The 19,379-nt window shown below is 68.4% G+C and carries 16 protein-coding genes; 12 read left to right on the forward strand and 4 right to left on the reverse strand.

The window, feature by feature from the left end:
• Window positions 1-74: 74 nt before the first annotated feature.
• The 3 genes from NAEX_RS27425 to NAEX_RS27435 form a co-directional block, all read right to left on the reverse strand.
• Window positions 75-890 carry a hypothetical protein gene (locus NAEX_RS27425; protein ID WP_096330437.1) on the reverse strand — a complete coding sequence of 272 codons (816 nt, stop codon included), beginning with the start codon at window positions 888-890 and terminating at the stop codon, window positions 75-77.
• 993 nt (window positions 891-1,883) lie between these two features.
• Window positions 1,884-3,935 carry a M13 family metallopeptidase gene (locus NAEX_RS27430; RefSeq protein ID WP_096330438.1) on the reverse strand — a complete coding sequence of 684 codons (2,052 nt, stop codon included), beginning with the start codon at window positions 3,933-3,935 and terminating at the stop codon, window positions 1,884-1,886.
• A gap of 306 nt (window positions 3,936-4,241) precedes the next feature.
• Window positions 4,242-4,727: an integrase core domain-containing protein gene (locus NAEX_RS27435; RefSeq protein WP_096330439.1), complete on the reverse strand. Its 486-nt coding sequence runs from the start codon at window positions 4,725-4,727 to the stop codon at window positions 4,242-4,244.
• Between the two features lie 62 nt (window positions 4,728-4,789).
• On the opposite strand from NAEX_RS27435, the gene tnpC reads away from it, so the two are divergent.
• The 5 genes from tnpC to NAEX_RS27465 all read left to right on the forward strand — a co-directional run bounded on the left by tnpC (window position 4,790) and on the right by NAEX_RS27465 (window position 10,174).
• A complete protein-coding gene (tnpC, locus tag NAEX_RS27440) occupies window positions 4,790-6,046 on the forward strand; it encodes an IS66 family transposase (RefSeq protein WP_100793608.1) in 1,257 nt (418 codons plus the stop codon).
• A 21-nt stretch (window positions 6,047-6,067) separates the two neighbouring features.
• Window positions 6,068-6,346 (forward strand): hypothetical protein, encoded by a 279-nt coding sequence (locus NAEX_RS27445; RefSeq protein WP_096330441.1) that lies wholly within the window; start codon window positions 6,068-6,070, stop codon window positions 6,344-6,346.
• A 1,136-nt stretch (window positions 6,347-7,482) separates the two neighbouring features.
• Window positions 7,483-8,226 (forward strand): hypothetical protein, encoded by a 744-nt coding sequence (locus NAEX_RS27450; RefSeq protein WP_096330442.1) that lies wholly within the window; start codon window positions 7,483-7,485, stop codon window positions 8,224-8,226.
• Window positions 8,227-8,240: 14 nt separating this feature from the next.
• On the forward strand, window positions 8,241-8,825 hold the full coding sequence (locus NAEX_RS27455) for a hypothetical protein (protein WP_143825637.1): 585 nt from the start codon (window positions 8,241-8,243) through the stop codon (window positions 8,823-8,825).
• 245 nt (window positions 8,826-9,070) lie between these two features.
• Window positions 9,071-10,174, forward strand: coding sequence for a hypothetical protein (locus NAEX_RS27465; protein WP_143141507.1), 1,104 nt, complete (start codon window positions 9,071-9,073; stop codon window positions 10,172-10,174).
• Between the two features lie 6 nt (window positions 10,175-10,180).
• On the opposite strand, the gene NAEX_RS27470 is transcribed toward NAEX_RS27465, so the two are convergent.
• Window positions 10,181-11,845, reverse strand: coding sequence for a hypothetical protein (locus NAEX_RS27470; RefSeq protein WP_096330446.1), 1,665 nt, complete (start codon window positions 11,843-11,845; stop codon window positions 10,181-10,183).
• A 531-nt stretch (window positions 11,846-12,376) separates the two neighbouring features.
• On the opposite strand from NAEX_RS27470, the gene NAEX_RS52275 reads away from it, so the two are divergent.
• From NAEX_RS52275 to NAEX_RS27510, 7 genes are all read left to right on the forward strand, one after another.
• Window positions 12,377-12,856: a hypothetical protein gene (locus tag NAEX_RS52275; protein ID WP_143825638.1), complete on the forward strand. Its 480-nt coding sequence runs from the start codon at window positions 12,377-12,379 to the stop codon at window positions 12,854-12,856.
• Window positions 12,849-13,700, forward strand: a complete 852-nt coding sequence (locus tag NAEX_RS27480) for a hypothetical protein (RefSeq protein ID WP_096330448.1) — start codon at window positions 12,849-12,851, stop codon at window positions 13,698-13,700. The genes NAEX_RS52275 and NAEX_RS27480 overlap by 8 nt, the downstream gene beginning before the upstream one ends.
• A 152-nt stretch (window positions 13,701-13,852) precedes the next feature.
• Window positions 13,853-14,455: a class I SAM-dependent methyltransferase gene (locus NAEX_RS27485; protein WP_170136049.1), complete on the forward strand. Its 603-nt coding sequence runs from the start codon at window positions 13,853-13,855 to the stop codon at window positions 14,453-14,455.
• Window positions 14,452-14,655 (forward strand): hypothetical protein, encoded by a 204-nt coding sequence (locus NAEX_RS27490; protein WP_096330450.1) that lies wholly within the window; start codon window positions 14,452-14,454, stop codon window positions 14,653-14,655. Before NAEX_RS27485 ends, NAEX_RS27490 begins: the two co-directional genes overlap by 4 nt.
• A 428-nt stretch (window positions 14,656-15,083) precedes the next feature.
• On the forward strand, window positions 15,084-16,295 hold the full coding sequence (locus NAEX_RS27500; RefSeq protein ID WP_096330452.1) for a tyrosine-type recombinase/integrase: 1,212 nt from the start codon (window positions 15,084-15,086) through the stop codon (window positions 16,293-16,295).
• A 554-nt stretch (window positions 16,296-16,849) separates the two neighbouring features.
• Window positions 16,850-18,427 carry a transposase gene (locus tag NAEX_RS54645; RefSeq protein WP_096330453.1) on the forward strand — a complete coding sequence of 526 codons (1,578 nt, stop codon included), beginning with the start codon at window positions 16,850-16,852 and terminating at the stop codon, window positions 18,425-18,427.
• A complete protein-coding gene (locus NAEX_RS27510) occupies window positions 18,316-19,335 on the forward strand; it encodes a hypothetical protein (RefSeq protein ID WP_170135309.1) in 1,020 nt (339 codons plus the stop codon). Before NAEX_RS54645 ends, NAEX_RS27510 begins: the two co-directional genes overlap by 112 nt.
• Window positions 19,336-19,379: the final 44 nt, after the last annotated feature.

The raw sequence follows: 19,379 nt of genomic DNA on the forward strand, positions 1-19,379 counted from the left end.
GGACTCGGCGGACCTGACACGCGGGGCATGCCGCAGGTGGGCCGCGGAGAAGGTGGAGCTCGGGCGCCACGGGGTCACTCGGCGAGCGCGCGCTCGTAGGCGTCGAAGAGAGTGATGCGAACCAGCAAGAACCAGCACTCGAGGATCCCGCAGGTGCACTGGAGGACCGTGGTCTTGGCGTGGATCGGGTCGTCGGCAGCGACGCCGAAGCTGTGGCGGATGTCGTCCGAGGGCTCGAAGAGGTGACGGCTCGGGAGGGCCAATTCGCGGCGCGTGAGGTGGAGGTAGTCGCCGACGAGGCCGTCGACGTTGAGGTCGAGCCCAGGGTCGTCGCGGCGCCGCTCGGCGATCTCTCGGGCGGCGTGCGGGCGCTCGACCTCGCGGACCCACTCGATCAAGTCACGGTCGTTGATGACGATCGCGCATGGCTGAAACCCGCCGCCGGCGGGCCAGGAGACGTGGGTCGGAGTGTCGGCGAGGCGCAGTCGATCGCAGGACTCGCGGCCGCGGGCGAGCGCGAGCAGCTGCTCGCGCGAACATGGTACCTGTCCTCGGGGCCATGTCTGCGGGCCGCGGGCCGCGGCGCGCGGTTCGAGGATGAACTGCCGGCCGGGTCGCGCAGGTTGCCAGCCGGCGCGAAGACCCTCGCGCACCAGCTCGGCGACCTCGCGCGGCGTGACGGCGGCGGAGGTGAGACCGACCTGGTTGCCCGGGTGAGGACGATGGAGGCGGACGAGCAACGCGGGGCCGTCTCGGTCGCGCGCCGCGACGGCGAGCAGCAGCGGCGTCCGGCCGCTCCGCTGATCGGGCGTCGGCCGCCGGCGGAGCTGCCACCCATACTCCTGACCGTCGACGATGATCCGCCTCGCACCGCGCTTCGGGATGCTCATGAGCCCGCGACAGGATAAGCGATCGCACGCGGGGCGGGCGAGCCGTCGTTCGAGGCCGCCGGCCCGCGCACCTTCACGATCCTCGACATTTCCTTCTCGTGAGCGTGACGTCGCGCCGCGAGGTCAAGCTCGACCTGGTGACGCCGGTCGAGCTGGACCTGGTTCGTTCGAGGACAACAGCGAGTGCCGCCGCAGTCGCGCCCGCCGCTCCTGGCACTGGTCAGGGATGCGTTCCACGCAGCGGAAGTCCAGCTCCCCGGGCGCGTCGCGGCTGTCGCGACGGCGCTGCGACCTCCGGCCCCGAAGCTTGGTCCGGGGACGCGTCCAGCCCCGTCTAAGGCCCCTGATGCGCGACAGCGCGATCTCCCGGACGTCTCGAAAATTCGTCCCGATTTTGTCGCGATTCGGGCAGTTTTCGAGACAACCCCTCGTATAGGGCCCCGTGGAGGGGCCTAGCGCCTCCTGTACACCACATCACCAAAGCCCGACCTCGGCGTCTGCCAGAACGGCGTTCAAGCCTCGCCCCTGCTCACTCCTCTCGGAAGTGGAATCGGCCGGTTTCAGATCAGACCCGGCCGCTGCGCAGGCGGTTCGTCGGTGCCGTCAGCGATCGACGGCGGCGCTGGCCGCACGGCTTCTACCGCCGGTTCGGCCGGCGCCGGCGTCTCGCTCGCGACCTGCGCGGGCGGTGGCGGCGGATCGACGGGTCACGTGGACGACGTCGATCGCAGCGGCAAGATCCTCGGCAAGCGCTACAAGCTGATCTGGCGGATCGGCTCCGGCGCGACGGCCAGCGTCTACGAGGCGAAGGACGCGATCACCGGAGCGCGGTCGGCTCACCCGCGCCGCCCCGCCCGGCGGTCTTCGATCGCCTCGCCGATCAGCAGACCCCATCGCCGAGCAACGCGGCCGCGCCTTCGATCGCGAACGGCGCGCGAGGTGCCAGTGGCGAGCCGCAAGCCACAGCGATCGCGAGCGACGGCGCGAACGATCTCACCAGACCTCGCAACGCTGCCGGGGGTTCATGGGCGCGCCCTCGGCGCACGAGAACGCGGCGGCGAACTCGGGCATGTTGGTGACCGCCCCGTTCACCCGGAATCGCTTCGGCGCGTGGATGCCGGTCTTGAGCAGCGCGCGCTCTCGCGGTTCGCGCCACTTCGTGCACTGCTTCTGAGCGAGCGCCAGGAAGAACTGCTGATCTTCGTCGAAGCCGTCGGCCACGAGGCGCTCCGCAGCGCCGGCGCGTAACGCTCGGTACGCCTCGAACGCGAGCTCGACGCCGCCGAGGTCGGCGAGGTTCTCGCCGAGCGTCAGCTTGCCATTGACCTTCTCGCCGAGCGTCTCGTAGGCCGAGAATTGATCGACCACGCACTGGGTCTTGGCCTCGAAGCGCTTGCGCGTCTCGGGCTCCCACCACGAGACGAGGTCGCCCTTGGCGTCGTACTGCGAGCCCGCGTCGTCGAAGCCGTGCGTCAGCTCGTGGCCGATGGTCTCGCCGGCCGCGCCCATGTTCACGGCAACGCTCGCGCGACGCGAGTAGAACGGTGGCTGCAGATAGCCCGCCGGAAAGCCCATCTGGTTGCGCTGTGGATCGTAGAACGCATTCACCGACGGCGCGGTCATGTGCCACTCCTCGCGGTCGACCGGCTTACCGACCCTGGACAGCTGGTGCTTGACCTCGAACGCGCGCGCGGCGAGCACGTTCGCCGCGTGCACCTTGGAGTCGAGCGGGAAGTCGTAGACGCGCCAGGTGCTCGGATAACCGATCAGCGAGCTCATCTGCTTGCTCTTCTCGCGGGCGCGCTGCTTGGTCTTGGCGTCCATCCAATCGAGCTGATCGAGCCGCTTGCCGAACGCCTCGCGGATCACGGCGATCATCCCGCGCACGGCCTCGCGGTCGCCTTCCGCGAAGTGGCGGCCGACGAACAGCCGGCCGAGCGCATCGCCGAGCAGCTCGTCGGTCGTCATCACGCATCGCTTCCAGCGGTCGGGGAGCCGCTCCGTCCCGGTCACCAGGTGGCGCAGCGCGAACGCTTCGTCTTCGAACCGCTTGGGCAGCGCCGCGGCGGTGGTGCTCAGCACCTTCCACTCGAGGTAGGCGCGCCACAGCTCCGGCTTGGTCGACCCGAGCAGCCGCTCGATGCCCTGCAGGAGCGCCGGCGCGGTGACGTTGACCTCGCGCAGGCCTGCGAACCCGAGCGCCTTGAAGTACGCGTCCCAGTCCCACGCCGGCGCGAGGCGCGCGAGCCCGGCGCGGTCGAGCTTGTTGTACATCCCCGCCGGATCGCGCCGCTCGACCGGCGTCTTCCACACCTTCGCGAGCTCGATCTCCAGCGCCACGATACCGGCCGCCGCCCGCTTCGCCTCGGCGGGCTTGGTGCCCGCGAGCTGCAGCATGCGGCCGACGTGCTCGACGTAGAACGCGCGGATCTCCTTCGCTCGCGCATCGTCGTCGAGGTAGTGGTGCCGGTCGAGCATCCCGAAGTCGCTCTGATCGATGCTCGCGATCATCTGCGACGCGTCGCGCGCGTCTTGTTCGCTGGCGATCACGAACAGCGCGGCGACTTTGTGACGGTGGAGCTCGGCGACCGCGGCGATCAGCGACTTTCGATCGCGCACCGCGCGCACGGTCTTGAGCAGTGGATCGATGCCGGCGGTGCCGGAGGCTTCGCGAGCCGCCTCGTCGACGCACGTCGCGTAGAACGTGCCGGCGGGCTCCGATGCTGCGCTCTCGAGCAGCGCCCGCAGCTCGCCCTGGATTCGATCGCCGACCTCGATGTTCTTGCCCCACCGCACGCGATCGGCCGGGATCTCGTGCGTGGCGAGCCAGCCACCGCACGCGTACTGATAGAAGTCCTGACATGGATCGGCCGTGCGATCGAGCGAGGCCGCATCGAGCCCGACGTCGGCGAGCGTGACGCGCTTCTCGGACGGCTTCGCGCTCTCGTGCGGAGGCGGCTGGGTGACGGCGCGAGGGCGCGTCGCGTCGCAGGCGGTCGCACCCACCGCGAGGATGGCGAGAAGGAGAGGATGGAGGTTGTACATCACCCGTACAGAACCGCGATGAAGGCCGCGCGCTTGAGAAGTTTCAGACCACAATTCTCGCGCCGGGTCCAGCGCTCGAGGTGCCGATGGCCTCGGATGAGGGCTATACCGTGGTCCAGGGCGCTCGTTATCGAACGGGGCTACAGCGCGAACACCATGGCGAACTGGCCGCAAGAACCCGGGCGCAGCAGGCGAACAACAACACCTGGCCCGGGGGATGGGCCGTGGCGGCCTGGGCGGAGCTCGGGCGCCGTAGAGGATGCGGGTGTATTGGCTCAGCGTGAATGCAACCGAGGGAGGTGCGGCTTACGGACTTGCGGGTGGGCAGGTCTGGTTGGGATGATGGTGGGTTTGTTGTCGGCGAGCAAGTTCTCGGCGTTGACGGCGGAGCTCTCGCGCGGCCTCGAGTTTGCGGTCGCGTTCGACGAAGATCGCAGCTTCGCGGCCGGCGAGCTTGTCGACCGGCGCAATGTAGCCGATGGCACTGTGGAGGCGGCGGGCGTTGTAGTGCTCGACGAAGTCGGCGGTGACGCGACGGGCCTCATCGATCGTCGATGGCGCTGCGGGCCGTAAGGCCGTGGACTTGAAGGTTTTGTGCCAGCGTTCGAGCTTGCCGTTGGACTGCGGGTAGCCGGGTGAGATCCGGACGTGGGTCATGCCGGCGACGCGGATGAACTCCTTGAAATCGCGGGCGATGAACTGGGGGCCGTTGTCGGTGACGATGCGGGGCCGCGCCCCGGGGAACAGCTCCCGGGCGCGCTGCAGGATGCACTCGACGTCTCGTTCGGTCATCGACTCGCGGAGGTCCCAGTGGACGATGTAACGGCTGTAACCTGCCGCGGGTCGACATCGAGGTGCTGCCGCCTGAAGTGCAGCAGGAGGGCCTCGCTGCGTTCAAGCGGATCGGCGAGGAGATCAGCGAGGTCATCGAGCGCCGGCCGGAGTCGCTGGTCGTGGTCCGGCTCGTGCGGCCGAAGTTTGTGCGCATCGTCGAGGACCTCGCCGATCCTTCGCCGGTGAAGATCGCCGAGCCGCCGGAGCGGCCGATCGAGCGCGGGCTCGCTGGGCCCGGGATGCTCGCCGACACGATCGTCCGTCGGTGGCAGGACCACACGCCGCTGCACCGCCAGGAGAGCATCTACGCCCGTGACGGTCTCGAGCTGTCGCGCTCGACGATCTGCGGCTGGCACGAGCAGCTCGCCGACCTCGTCGAGCCGCTCGTGGAGGCGATGCTGCGCGACGCTCTGCAGGCGCCGTACCTGTGCACCGACGCGACCGGCGTCCTCGTGCGCGCCGAGGAGCAGTGCCAGCGCGCTCACTTCTGGGTCCTCGTCGCGCCCGAGCGCCACGTCCTCTACCGCTTCTCGCACAAGCACGACAGCGCCGCGGTCGACCGCTTTCTCGCCGGCTACAAGGGCTACCTCGTGGCCGACGCCCACTCGGTCTACGATCATTTGTACGACACAGGCAACGTCGTCGAAGTCGCGTGTTGGGCCCACGCGCGGAGGTACTTCTTCAAGGCGCTGAGCTCGGACCCCGAGCGGGCCGAACGCGGCCTGGCGCTGATCAAGGGGCTCTTCCGCGTCGAGCGCTCCATCAAGACCGCGCCGCGGAAGAAGCGCGAAGAGACCCGCCGCGAGAAGTCGCGGCCGATCGTCGACGCCTTCTTCGCATGGTGTGACGAGCAAGCCGCCGATGTCCTCGACGAGACGCCGATCGCCAGGGCGATCCGCTACGCGCAGAACCAGCGGACCGCACTCACGCGCTTCCTCGTCGACGGCCGTCTGCCGCTCGACAACAACGTGAGCGAGCGGAACCTCCGCCGCGAGGTCCTCGGCAGGAAAAACTGGCTGTTCCTCGGCAGCGACGAGGGCGCCCGCACCAACACGCTCTTCGTGTCCCTCCTGGCCAGCTGCCAGCTCCACGGCATCGAGCCCTGGGCTTACCTGCGCGACCTCTTCTGCGTCCTGCCGTCCTGGCCCAAGAGCCGCGTCCTCGAGCTCGCTCCCGCCTCCTGGAAGCAGACCCGCCAGCACGAGGACGCTCAGCAGCGTCTCGCCGCCAACGTCTTCCGCGCCATCACGCTCGCCGACCATGCCCCGCCGGTATAGTCCGGACGCGCCCGCGCCGTCATGACGCGGTTCATCGTACAGTTACCATTCTCGGATGACCGAGCTGCATACGACGCGATCGCGGCGCTCGCCACCAACTTGCCGCCGGGCTGGACTGTCGACTGGAACCGGGTGTCGCCGTGGATCGGCGCGTCGCGGCCGATCCACGGCGATCTCGAGCACGAGGCCGCGATGACGTGGCTGCTCGCGCGGGTGCGCGAGCTCGAAACTGCTGAGATTCTCGTCACGCTGCCGAGGTGGCGCCGCCAGGAGCGGCTCGGTAACGACGAGACGGACTGACGCGTGCGTCGGCGCCGGGCTCGCGGTCCGCGCGCCCCTTACGTTCTTCGTCGCCGCGCGCGAGCTCGGCATCGGCCACGTGGGTCCCAGGACATGTCGAAAGGCATACCCCTCCCTCGACGTTGGACCTGGCGGCGCTCGCCCGCGCCGCACCGCGACGTGCTCCCCCTGTCGTCCGCGCTGCCCGTCGTCTGGCCTGACTCTGCATCGCCGTCGAGTCGATGCGGACCTACCAGGCCGAGCTGGTGCAGACCGAGCAAGATAGCGATGTGATCCCCCGCGGAGCTGCATGGGCGCCGGCGGATCGTCGCTAGGGCACATCGAACGAGCAAACCACGTAGCGAAATCGGCAGGCGCTCGGTCCCGTAGTCCACTGTCGACGGACTTGTCCGTTGATAACAAACTCCTGATAGACAGTTTTCATCATGAAGGGCCAATCGCCACAGTCTGGCAAAAAAGACTGCCAGTCGAGTGCGCCCTGTCGCTCACAGAAGACGGACGCGATCTTCGCTCTGGCGATCTCATCACAACGCCACTCTCCATAAAGACTTGCGCAGGAGGAGATCGGATTCCTGCCTCCCAAGTATGATTCAAGTTCTGGCCAGTTATACGTTTGGAGAACGAATCTGCGTTCCTCGGGCGCTTCCCCCGCCGAGTTTGTCTTCACCTCTTCGTACTCGGCGGGCGCGCCGTCCCCCGCCAAGGCCATGCACGGAAGTGCCCCCAAACAGGCCGCCGACGGAAGTAGCTTCAAGAATTGCATGCGCTTCATGACTCGTTTTCTCCTCCGATGAACATGAGCCGCATGTCTGGCATGATCCAGCGGGCGACCGCAAAATTTTTAGGCCGCCCGCACCACACGAGTACCGCCACTTAACCATCCGCTACACTGGCTTGCTCACCGAGTCGCGGCGCGGACGGCCGGGCGGCTCTTAAATTGCGAGCGGTTCCTTATGTGTACGAGTTCGAGATTAACGGGGGGCGGGTGAACATGGGAAGTTCGACGCGCCTCGAGAACCCGCGAAGTCACGGACCGGCACAGCAGTGCGCCTCAACCCAGGGCGGCCAGCTCGCACACGTCGGCGCGGAACAGTTCCGCCCGCCGGGCGAGCGAGAGTCGCAGCCTCCGCCTGTTTGTGTGGGGCCTGTTCGGTCACAGGCGGGACGGCCGGGCCGCCGAAGCGGCGGCCGGGAATCTTGCCGTCCGCTTGTTAGCGGCCCAGCATTTGCCATGGCGGGATATGCTCACCGAACTCTTCATCGCCGTCTCGCTCTTCGCAGCGCCCGCTGCCGGTCCCGCGCCCGCCACGCCGGACGAGTTTTCGGACAGGGCGCCCACGGCGAACGATGCCGCCGAGGCTGACCTAGAGACAGCGTTGAATAACCTCGAATTGCCGATCGACCTTCATCATGTCGACGCCTTCGTGGAGACGGCGGACGGACTCCACATGCAGGTCGACTATCACATCGCGCTCGGTCACGTGACCATTGCCACAAGCATGGACGAGGATGGTACCGGCGTGGCGCGATTGATCCTCAACCAGCGCGTGCTCGCCGAGCAGGAATTCGTAAACGGCAAAGTCACCACGGAGAGCACCGCGTTCGGTGCTCTCACCGATGAGGAAGCGCATCTCCTGGTCGCAAGCGTCTATCAAGTCTGGGACCATGACGGGGTCATCAAGGTGCTGGCGGAGACGCGAGGACTCCTTTGCAGTCTCGCGGCCGGAATCAGCGGCCTGGCAATCGCCGCCGGCGCGTTCGCTGGCTGTGAATTGGCGACGACAGGTCTCGGCACCGCCGCCTGTGTCAGTCTGGGCACCGGGCTGGGGAAGCAGACCGGGGCCATCGTGCATGACAAATGCCAGAACGCGCAGAACTAGCCGAGACGGTGCCCATGTCTGCGCTCAAAGTTCATACGCCGCTCCCCCCCCAGCCTTGGGGCTGGTTGCCGACTGATCAATTCTGGGCGCGGGCATTGCTGACACCCATCGCACTCATCTTCTGGCTGCCCTTCTTCGCCCTCATCTTTCCGCTCACGCTGCATTTTAACGTGGCCTGGTGGCAGACCGCGCTGGGCTTCTACCTGTACTATCAACTTTGGGGGGGCCTTGTGGAGCGGCTTGCCCGCAAGCGGCTCGTCCAGCGACATCGGCGCATGCTGGTTGCTGATGCCGAGTCCTCATCGACGGAAAAAGTACCTGCGCCCGCTTCTCGTTTGAGCGGTCTCGATGACTATGAGCACTTCATGACCCGGTTGTTCGGAAGATACAACCGCCTGGTACATCACGCCGTCAACCTTGCGTTCCTCATCTTCATCTTCTACCCAGGCTGGTGGACGAAGGCCCTGGGCGTCCTGTGGATCATCGGCCTTACCAAGCTCGTCCGCGCATCTGCTCAGCGCCAGCGACTGATTTCGCCTGTTGACCCGGTCCTTCCTGCGGCGCCTAAGGGCGCTCTCGATCCTGCTGACCATGAGTGACGGGAGACGGACCTCGAAAAGACGACGGACGCTCGGGACCCGGCAGATCGCGCTCCCGGCGAGTCCGGTGGTCGGCCGAGCAACGACGACGCGTTCCCCAACTTCGCCCCCGGCCCCGGGTTCTCGCAGGAGCGGCCCTCGCCCGCGACGGCGGGTCCGCCGACGGAGTGGTGCTGCCGGAAGCGCCGCGACGGTCCGGCGAGGCGCGTGACATGCCGCGCCACCCGCGCTACGCTAGGGGAGCCATGCGCCGTCTCGCGCTCGCCGCTGCCGTCCTCTCCGGCTGCAACAACGACGCGCCCTCCGGCTTCGCCACGGGCCCCGGGGTGACGACCTTCCAGCCCTCGTTGAGCAGCTCGGGCGCGGCGTCGTCGACCTCGACATCGACCTCGTCAACCTCGACGGGGAGCGGCGGCGAGGACAGCGCCGCGAGCAGCTCCGGCGCCGTGTCGACGTTCGACATGGCGCCGCCGCCGGACCTGGACGACCCGACGCCCGAGGGCTGCAAGGGCAAGATCGACTTCATGTTCCTGATCTCGGCGATGCACACGATGCGACACGAGCAAGCTCAGCTGCTCGCCAGCTTCCCCGGGTTCGTCGAGACGATCGCGGCGGACTTCGCCGAGTTCGACACGCACATCATGAGTGTGAACACGGATGGCCACTGGCGCGGCGAGGTGTGCGAGTCGCCCGACTGGTGCCTGAACCAGGGTCACTGCGGCGAGAACGCAATCGGCTACGAGTGCGGAAAATATGTCGATCAAGTCGGGCCGTGCGACAAACGCCTCGGCGCTGGGCTCGTCTTCAACGCCGGGCCCTACGCGTACAACAAGCCCTGCGACCTCGACGGCAACCGCTACATAGCTGGTGAGCAGGAGCCCGAAGCGTTCGAGTGCATCGCCCAGGTCGGCACCCTGGGCGACGGCAAGGACACGAAGATGGCCGACTCGCTCGTCGAGGCAGTGTCGCCTAAACTCAACGGACCGGATGGCTGCAACGCGGGCTTTCTCCGCCCCGACGCCTTGCTCGTCGTCGTGTTCATTGCCGACACCGACGACGAAAACTCATGGTTGAGCGCGAATAAGGTTTATGAGGCCGTGGTCGCCGCCAAGGGTGGAGATGATCACGCCATCGTCGCACTCGCTGTCATCCCACAGCTTCAGGTGGGCGAGGCTGTGGAGGGCTGCGTTTATGATTCGCCACCCTACGGGCAGCACCTCCGCGACGTGATCGGGCTGTTCCCCTACCGCGAAGAGGGTGACATCTGCGCGGACAATTACGCGCCGTTCTTCAACGGCGCCGCCGCGAGCCTCGTTCACGACGCATGCAACGCCTTTATCCCTCAGTAAAACCGCTCACTGATGGATCCGCGCCACTCGAGCCTGGCGTACGCCACCCAAAGTCCGCTCGCCCGCCACGAGCACCTGGTTGTAGGCCGTACGTGCGAGGCCGTTCGCGGCCGAGGGCTCGATACCCGGGAAGTAATGGTCGAAATTCGTCCCCGGCCCTCCGCGACCAGACAGGAGGCCGCGAAGCACGTCACCGTCCTGCACGACGCCCGACACGATCATCACGCCGTGGGAGAGCCACGCGACACCCGTCCCGTAGGCCACCGGGCTCGCAAAGCCGCTCCACAAGTACGTCCGCGCGCCGTCAGGCTGGTACACCTGCACGGTGATCTGCTGCGCATTGCCGCTACTCTTGCCCTCCATGCCGGTGACGATCGCCCCGTCCGGGTGATCGCCGATGACCAGGAACATGCTATCGCTCCAGTCGCCATAGGGTGGCGCGACAATCGGGGGCTCCAGCGGAGCGGCGGTCTCCGGGTCCATCTGCACGAGGATGCCGCGTGTGTGTTTCTTGTCGATCTCGTGAAAGCCGGTGCTCGCGCCGGCAATCCACGCAACGCCGTCCTTGAGCAGCACGTCGAACGCGAGATCGTCGAATTCCGGTGCATTCGGGTCGCCGACCGGCACGTGATCCCATGTCTTCGCGCTGTGCATGGCGACGCCGTCATGCCGTAGCCACCACATCACGATGTCCATGTCCCCGAAGCCCGACCCTCCGAACCCGACTGCGAAGGCGCCGCCCTCGTCGTCGGCGGCGATCCCCCGCACAGTCGCGCCGGGCTCGGTCGGTGCCTCGACGCCGGTCTCGTGGCCCGCGGCGTCGAGCTGCACGATCCGCGGCTGCCACTGCTTGTTCGCGTTCTTGACGTTCATTGCGATCCACATGCGCCCGTCGGGGAGCACGGCCAGCGCGTCGGCCGACCCCTCGCGCTCGTCGAGGACGATGGTCCCCTCCGGCCACAGCTCGCTCCCGTTCGCGCGGGAACGCTTGCGGATCGACGGCTTCGACACCCCGTCAACCTCGACCGACCCGACCTCGATCACGTCGTCCTCGGGGGTGACGGCGACGCGCCTCGTGGTCGAGCCGCTCGGCCCCAATGTCGCCCACGCCTGCCCGCCGGGGGCTGGCGTAGCGACCGTGAACGTCGCCGGCGGCCAGTGGGCCACCAGCGGCCCGCTCGACGCCGTTACTTCGAGCACGTGCTCGCCGTTGTCGACCGCCCCGAAGATGGGCACCTCACCGACGAACACGCCGTCGCCCTGGTCGGCGAAGGGCTCCAGCTCGACGCCGTCGAGCCAGGCGCGGACGAGGCTCGTGTCCTCGGTGGTGACGCTCACGGCGACCGGCCCCGCGAGGTGGACCTTCGCGGGCATATCGACCTCGAGGATCCGCGGCTGTAGCAGTTCCGCGTCGCTCGCGGTGGTGGAGCCGGTCTCGCCGCTGCTCACGCCACCGCTGTCGGTCCCATCCGCGTCGCCCGCCGTCGCCATGGGCGACGCGCTCGTGCCCCCCTCCGCGGTCGTCATCGGCGCGCCGTCGGTGCTGCCGCCACCTGTCCCTCCGGACATCTTCGAGTCGTAGGCTGCGAAGGCCGCGAACGACGGTGCATGATCGGCACAGGCGGGAAGGGTGAAAACGGCGAGGATGGCAGATGAGACCCAGCGGGACATGGGCGACCTCCACGCGCAGGCGCGCTCAGAATGAGTATACGAGGCCCGCACCACCTGCGCGGGCCCGGATACGTGAGGCTTGGCGGTTCGGTGCGAGCATGACGGCCAGTCCTGTTCGGTTGCGGGATGCCGACGAATGCGGGGCCGGTTGTCACGCCGCCGCCGAATCCGCACGCAGCGGTGTCCCCGCCGTCGCCGCAACCGGGACCGAGTAACGCGCGGCCGATCCCGCCTTCACCGACGATGGAGCCGCCGACACTGCCGGGAGCAACGCCCAGATGGCCGACCCCGCCGGCGTCGACGACCGCATCGCCGATGCCGGCGCCAGGAGCGATGCCCACGTGGCCGACTCCGCCGGCGTCGATGACCGCGCCCGGGTTGCTGAAGGTCCGGCCTGAGTTCACCCGCGAGGCCCTCGACGCGGCCCGAGCTGCTGGCAAGCCGCCGACGCCCTGGTCCAACGCCGCTGCTGCCGCTTCGGCCACGCCGCCCACGGCAAACGTGGCGGAGCCGCGGCCCTCGCTGGTCGCCTTGGTCGAGCAACGGCTCGGCGCGCTCCAGCGTCGCGTGGCGGCCCACGAGGCCGAGCTCGACCTCCGTCTGAAGCACGCCGAGGCCGAGCTGGCCAAGCTGCGCCAGGAGCTCCACGAACTTCGCGCCGGCAAGAGCGCGCCCGCCCCAGTCACGGCGCCGTCGCGAGGGCAGAGGTCTGCCCCCCATGAGCAGACGGGCGAGGTCGCCGCCGAGGCGCCCTCGGCCGGCACGGAAGCGGCGCCTGAGACCACGCCCTCGGCCATCACGGAGCCCGCCGTCGCCTCACCGCTGCCCCTCGCGGCGACGGAGCAAGAGGTGGCGCGCGCCGTCGAGCTGATCGGCGAGTTCACCGAGGTGGTCGACCAGCACCACACGCAGAGCCTCGTCCGCGTCGTCGCCCTCGAGCATGAGGTGAGCGCGATGCGGGCGCTCGTCGAACGCGAGCGCCAGGCCGCCGGAGCCTCGGCCGATGGCTGACAACAAGGACATCGCCGTCCTGGCGAAGAAGGTCTACGAGCTGTCGACCCTCACACTCGAGGAGCTCGAGGACCGCAAGTGGGAGGCGCTCCTGATCGTCAACGCGGCGATCAGCTCCGCCACCGCTGACGGTGTCGCACGGACGCACGCCGACAAAGAAGCCCGCTATGGCGCCCAGATCCAGGAGGAGGGGATCCTGGCGCGGCTGCATCCGAAGTGGCTGCTGCGTATTGACGACGGCAAGCCTCCTGCCATCAAACACGCCCTCGAGAGCGCCCTGGACAACCCGCACCGCGATCTTCGCACTCGCCTCCAGGCGCTCCAGTTCATCGCGCCCGCCGACCGTGACCCGTTGACCGACCTCGCGCGGGCCCTCGCCACCGACGCCTATGCGGGCGCTCGAGGCGACGCCCGCGACCTTTTCATCACGAGGATGCGCGGCCTGTCGAAGGAGTGGTTCAAAGACCCGTGGCTGACGGTCTTGCCTCACGACGGCAACCCGCCACCAGTCTCGATCCTGATCGAGAACCAGGGCTCCACGCACGACGGCGGACTACACGACGACCCATCCGACGACACGACCTGGGAGACGGTCAAGTACGGCTGGGCCGATGCGATCCGTACCTGGGACGTCGACTTTCTGCGCGACAACTCGCTGAGCCAGCTCTATCTGTCCGTTGAGACAGCCGCCATGACCGCAGCGGAGACTGCCGGCGAGGTCGCGTCGGGCGCCAACGAGGCCGCGAGAGGAGTAGCGACGATCCTGAAGTGGGCCCCGTATGTCGCCACGGGGATCGCCGTCCTCGGCTTGGCGACGGCCGCCCTGGCCGCTGCACGGCAGTGAGCCCTTGGAAACAAGCACATGCGACGACGCGCCGCCCGGCGCGAGAACGGAGGATTGGGTGAATACCGATTTCGACAATCGCATCTGCGTCACCGACGCCGCGGATCTCTGGCCGACGGTCGGCGGCCCATCGCTCGAAAGGTGGCGCTGACGTGTCGTCACCCAAAATCGCAGCCCGCATGATCCTGGGCTACGTCGGCCTGGTCGAAGGCGCCGCGGCCCTCATTCGCTTCCGCGAGCGAACGGCCGCCTTTCAGGCCGCGACCGAACGGGCCGAGGCCCTCGGGCGCCGGCTCGTCGTGATCGGCGACCCCGACGCCGGCATGCACACCCGGCTGATGCGTGCCTACGGCTGCGGCGACGTGTGCGTCGACTTGAACGGCTGCCGCGGGTGCCCGGTCACGGTCGTCGCCGACATCACCAAGGGCCCGATCGCCGACATCGCCGACGACTCCGCCGTCGTGTTCGTGTCCTGCGTCCTCGAGTACGTCCCGGATCTCAACGCAGCGCTCGCTGAAATCTCGCGGATGGCCGGCAGCGCCGACAACGTGTTCGTCGTCACCGTTCAGCCGTGGACATTGACCGCACGGCTCTACCCGGGCGCACGCTGGCGGGGCACCGTGAACGCCGACGGCAGCGGCCAGGCCGTCGCCATGAGGGCCGTCGGCCTCGAGGAGAAGCTCGTCATCACCGGCGCGCTGGGCGTCGCCCTCGCGGCCGCGTTCTGGCCGAAGGGACGGAGACGAGGGCCATGACGACCTCGAACGTCGAGCAGGCCCTCGAGCTCGCGCGAGCCGAGGCGCGCGCGCTCACTGATCAGCTCCGCCAGGCCCGCGCGGACCTGCATCGCCTCGGCATCGCCGACCAGAATCGGGCCCTGGTCTGCGCCGCTGTGTCCGGTGCGTTCGGCGTGCTGTGCGGCATCGGCATTGGATTGAGCATGCGGAAGAAATGATGGCTGTGGCCAATTTAACCGGAGGTGGAATGTGGTGAAGGTAGGTACTGCTCGCGGAGGGAACACGGACATGGGCTGGAAGCCGGCCAGCGCTTCATCAGCCCTGCTGAGGGCTTCCGAGGTCGCCGAGTGGATCGGCTCTACTGAAGCGCAGGTGCGGAACATGCGGGCGCGCGCCCAACTCCCGCCCCCCGTCAAGATCCCGGGGCTGGGGGTTCGATGGCTTCGAAGCGATCTTGAGAAGTGGCTCGCTCAGTTCGGGGAGCGGCACTAATCGCGGGTATGACGACGGGGAGGGGAGGGGAGGGGAAGACGCACCCAGAGGTTCGGCCCCGGCCTCTCTCGAACAACATCTTCCATTCCTTACTTGATCGCGGCCCTGGCCAGAGGTAACTCCGGCACAGGACTGCGCGGAAAGGTACGCGCAGATGGTTAAGGTGAGACAACGAACGGACACGAAAGAGCCCGGATGGCAGGTCGACATCAAGGCCATGCCCCTCGGTGGGCTCAAGGCACAGCGGTACCGGTACACCGCGCCGCGCTCGATCACCAGCAAGTCGGCGGCCCTGCGGTGGGGCGAGCAGGTCCGCCGGGAGATCGAAGCCGGGAGGCCGCCCCCGCAGGCCAAGGCCGGCAAGGCGAGGGCCGTCGAGGAGAAGGTCGAGCCGGTGGCTCAGCCGGTGCAATCGGCGAAGCGGCCCAACACGATTCGGGAGGCCGTGAAGGTCTACCTCGCCGATTGCGCCGGGCGGGGCAACGCGGCTTCGACGATCGAGGCGAAGAGGCTGAAGCTCGAGCATGTCGTGGCGATCGTGGGCGACGCATCGGTTGCGGAGGCGGGCGAGGCCGAGGCGAGCCAGGTTCGCGCTGCGATGCGGGCGCGGGGCTACGCGACCACGACCATCAACCAGGCGATGGACGACTTCGCCATGATGCTGCGGCGCTGCCACGTGCTTCGCCTGCGCAGCGCCCCGCCGGAGGAGATCGAGAAGATCAGGGACCGCCAGGCGGCGGTCTCGAAGGCGTACGACGACGGGACGTTCGAGGCGCTCGTCTCCGTGGCCACGGAGCTCGGCCCCGAGTACGCCGCGCTCCTGCTGGTGTGCGGCGAGACGGCGCTGCGGGTGGGTGAGTTCATCGGGCTCGAGGTCCGCGACGTGGACCTCGAGCGCCGCACGCTCCGAGTCGAGCGCTCGGTGAGCCCGACCGGCGAGGTCACGCCGCCCAAGAACGGCAAGCCGCGCACCCTGTCGATGACCGAGCGGCTGACGGCCGCGCTCGTTCCCTTCGTCGATGGCCGCCCGAAGGATGCCCCGCTGTTCGAGGGACGCAGCGGCGGTCGGATCAGCCGGCCTGGCATCCGTCATCGGCTCGCTCGCGTGCAGGCGATGGTCGGCCTCCAGACCAAGGGCGCTCACGTCCTGCGCCACTCCGCCGCGACCTCCGCCCTCGCCGGTGGCGCCGATCTGGTGTCGGTCCAGAAGCTCCTCGGCCACCAACACCTTGCTACCACGGTCGCCGCATACCTCCACGACACGGGCGACGCGCAGGAGCGCGCCGTCGTCGCGCTTGAGAAAGCGAGGGCGTCGGCTCCGAAAGTTGTCACGGATCCGTCACGGGCGCCGAGGACCCGTTCCTAGGTGGGCAAGGGAATGCCCAAAAAGCGTAAGCATCATAGGTGATTAGCTCGAATCATCTGTGACACGTGAACCAGTATCTGTGGAACAAGTTCTGACCCATCCTCGCCAAAAGCTCCTCCGCTGCCAAAACGCCGCGGATCTCCACCCGGAGGGGCTTGGGCGGGGAGGGCGACTTGCCACGGGTTGCCTCTGGGTGCCTCTGGTTGCCACAAATCTGCCCCAAAAACCCGCTTAGATTGGGTAATCTCCGTCAGCTTAGCAAGCGCGAGTCGCGCTTCATCGGGCGCACCAGCTCGGCGAGCTCGGGGGCGATCGTCCGGCTCCGTCCGGCGTCGCGCCGCGGCGCGCTCGGAGGGGCTGGTCGAGGCGTTGGCGACGGCGGGCGCCGACCTCGAGCGACTCGCCCTGGGCGCTCTACGCCGGCAGGCGTCCCGCGTGCGGGCCACCCGTCCCGCGTGCGGGCCAGGGCGCGGTGACGCGGCGCGGGCTCGGCAACGATCTCGCCGACTTGGTGAGCGGGGGCGCGCGGTCGTGCGGATGCAGAGCCGGGCGTCATGCCCGCGTGCGCGAGGCCGGGCGTCTACGTCCCGCGGCAGACCCACGACTGCGACGCAGCGGTGCTCGTGCGCCGGCACCTCGCCGGCTTCCTTGAGCGGCTCGAGGAGAGCGGCCACGGCCCGCTGCCGGAGTTCGTGAAGGCCGAGCTGGAGGGTCTCGAGGGCTGCGGCGACTTCGCACGAGGGTTCGTGCGGACGGCCTGCCGCACCTGCGGGGACGAGCTACGGGTGCCGTTCGCGTGTCGGGGACGCGGCTTCTGCCCGTCCTGCATGGGCCGGCGGATGGCCGAGGGCGCGGCGCTCCTGGTCGACTACGTGCTGCCCGCCGGCGGGTACCGACAATGGGTCCTCTCGTTCCAGGGCCCGCTGGCGGTGCGGCTCGGCTACGACACCGACCTGCTCGCCGCGGTCTGCGAGCTGGCGCGGGCGGTGATGCAGGGCATGCGGCGCGCCGTGAAGCAGCGGCACGACCTCGCCTCAGTCACGCCGCTGCACGCCGGCGTCATGGTCGCGGTGCAGCGATTCCGCAGCGACCTCGGTCTCTACGTCCACCTGCACTGCCTGGTCACGGACGGCGTCTTCGAGGACCTCGGCGAGGGCATTCGCTTCCTGCATGCAGACCCGCCGACGCCAGCGCGTATGACCGCCGTGCTCGCGCAGGTGCATGACGCGCTCCTCGCCGCGCACGCGGACGACGACCTCGACATGGACCCGACGCTTCGCGCCTGCGTGCAGCGCTCGCTCGCCGGCCCGCACCTCGCGCCCGCAGCCGAGCCCGTCGCCGCGCCGCCGCTGACGATGTCGGCCTTCGGCATGCACCTCCACGCCGCGACGACCGTCGATGGCCGCGATCGCCAGCAGCTCGAACGCCTCTGCCGCTACCTCCTTCGCCCGCCCTTCGCACACAACGCCGTCCAGGCGCTCCCCGATGGCCGCGTCCGCGTCCACTTCAAGACCCCGTGGCGCCGCGGCATCGCCCATGCCGACATGGACGCGGACAAGTTTCTGGCGCGCCTGTGTGCCCTCGTCCCGCCGCCGGGCTTCCACATGGTCCGCTACTTCGCGCCGGCGCCCGACACGCCTGTCGTGAGCGTTGACATGCGGTCCGCTGCGCGGGTGCCACTGCTCTCGATTCTCGTCCGGCGCGCTTCTTGCTCGGCGCGTAGTTCATGCGTTCGACTTCTACACTCGCCATGCTGCTCCTCTGCCAGTGCAACGTGGAATCCCCGCTCTTCGTCACCGAGGGTCCGTCAGGAGGCTCGACGACCGACGCGACGACGGGCGGGCCGTCCGACTCGACCTCGACCTCGACCTCGACCTCGACCTCGGACAGTGAGGCGACTTGGACGGATGGAGAACCCGACCAGCCGACGGAGAGCGGCGGTCCTGGCGAGTGCGAGGGATGGCCGGAGCAGGGCTTCTCGCCGCTCTGGGCTCCGAGTGGTGAAAGCACCGGAGAGCCGATGCCGGACCCGGTCGAGTTTGCCTGCCCGGGCGCACGCTGGATCTACGTGTCGACCAGCACGACCGCCTCCTATAGTGATCTGGCGGTCGACTCGCGCGGCCACGTGCTGATCGCCGGGCCCGAATGTCCCGGCTTCGTGGTGCGTGAGCTCGACGCCGAGGGCGCCCTGCTCGATGCGGTGATCGTCGGCCCCCATCCGGAGACGGTGCACCACTTCGCCGGCGTGGACGCCGAGGACAGCCGGTATATCGCGTATGTGCGCTACAGCGGCCAACCCGCCACCGGGATCCGCAAGTACGATCGAGACGGGGTGCTCGTGTGGGAGCGCGAGCTCGGAGCGCCCGAGCCCACCCCGGTCGTATTCGCCGTGAATTCCACCGGCGACACGGTCCTGAGCATGATCTCCGAGGACGACCCGCGCACGCGGCTCATCAAGCACGATGTTGATGGCGCGCTGGTCTTCGACAAGGAGCTGCCCGGCGCGACGATCAGCGTGCTCGATGTCGACACCGCCGGCACGATGGCGGGTTTCGACTGGAGCAGTCAGTCGGGTGTCGCCAAGGGCTCGGCCGTCAAGCTCTCGCCCGACGCCGCGGTGCTGTGGTCGCACGAGCCGGAGGGGGTGATGAATCGGGCGCACGCGCGCTGGCTCGCAGGCGGCGACATGCTGTTCGCGTCCATGTTCTCCGGCACCAACAATTCGACGGTCGGGCGCTACACCGCAGATGGCACGGTCGTCTGGGAGCATCCGGGTCCGCAATTCGACATCAACGATTCGGTCGTCGACCTCGCCTCCAACGGCGCGGGCGAGCTGGCCATCGGCATCGACTGGTTCGGCGAGATGCGGGTCGCCAAGGTCGAGGCCTCGGGCGACCCGGGCGTGTCCCATACCTGCGCAACGGACGCGCTGGCGAGCGCCCGGGTGACGATCGGCGCCGACGGCTCGCTGTATCTACTCGGGGCCGCGAATATCGATGGATTCATCCGGGTCTTCGTCGCGGCCTTCGATGGCTCGTGATCGCATGGATGTCCTGAAGGACATGTCAAACGAAGCTGGCGAAC

Source organism: Nannocystis exedens (assembly GCF_002343915.1).
GTDB lineage: Bacteria > Myxococcota_A > Polyangia > Nannocystales > Nannocystaceae > Nannocystis > Nannocystis exedens.

Excerpts from the sequence above, each read along its gene's own strand:
- NAEX_RS27425 (WP_096330437.1), bottom strand. The coding sequence starts at position 890 with ATGAGCATCCCGAAGCGCGGTGCGAGGCGGATCATCGTCGACGGTCAG.
- NAEX_RS27430 (WP_096330438.1), bottom strand. The coding sequence starts at position 3,935 with ATGTACAACCTCCATCCTCTCCTTCTCGCCATCCTCGCGGTGGGTGCG.
- NAEX_RS27435 (WP_096330439.1), bottom strand. The coding sequence starts at position 4,727 with ATGACCGAACGAGACGTCGAGTGCATCCTGCAGCGCGCCCGGGAGCTG.
- NAEX_RS27445 (WP_096330441.1), top strand. The coding sequence starts at position 6,068 with ATGACGCGGTTCATCGTACAGTTACCATTCTCGGATGACCGAGCTGCA.
- NAEX_RS27455 (WP_143825637.1), top strand. The coding sequence starts at position 8,241 with ATGTCTGCGCTCAAAGTTCATACGCCGCTCCCCCCCCAGCCTTGGGGC.
- NAEX_RS27465 (WP_143141507.1), top strand. The coding sequence starts at position 9,071 with ATGCGCCGTCTCGCGCTCGCCGCTGCCGTCCTCTCCGGCTGCAACAAC.
- NAEX_RS27470 (WP_096330446.1), bottom strand. The coding sequence starts at position 11,845 with ATGTCCCGCTGGGTCTCATCTGCCATCCTCGCCGTTTTCACCCTTCCC.
- NAEX_RS27480 (WP_096330448.1), top strand. The coding sequence starts at position 12,849 with ATGGCTGACAACAAGGACATCGCCGTCCTGGCGAAGAAGGTCTACGAG.
- NAEX_RS27490 (WP_096330450.1), top strand. The coding sequence starts at position 14,452 with ATGACGACCTCGAACGTCGAGCAGGCCCTCGAGCTCGCGCGAGCCGAG.
- NAEX_RS27500 (WP_096330452.1), top strand. The coding sequence starts at position 15,084 with ATGGTTAAGGTGAGACAACGAACGGACACGAAAGAGCCCGGATGGCAG.
- NAEX_RS54645 (WP_096330453.1), top strand. The coding sequence starts at position 16,850 with ATGCCCGCGTGCGCGAGGCCGGGCGTCTACGTCCCGCGGCAGACCCAC.
- NAEX_RS27510 (WP_170135309.1), top strand. The coding sequence starts at position 18,316 with ATGCCGGACCCGGTCGAGTTTGCCTGCCCGGGCGCACGCTGGATCTAC.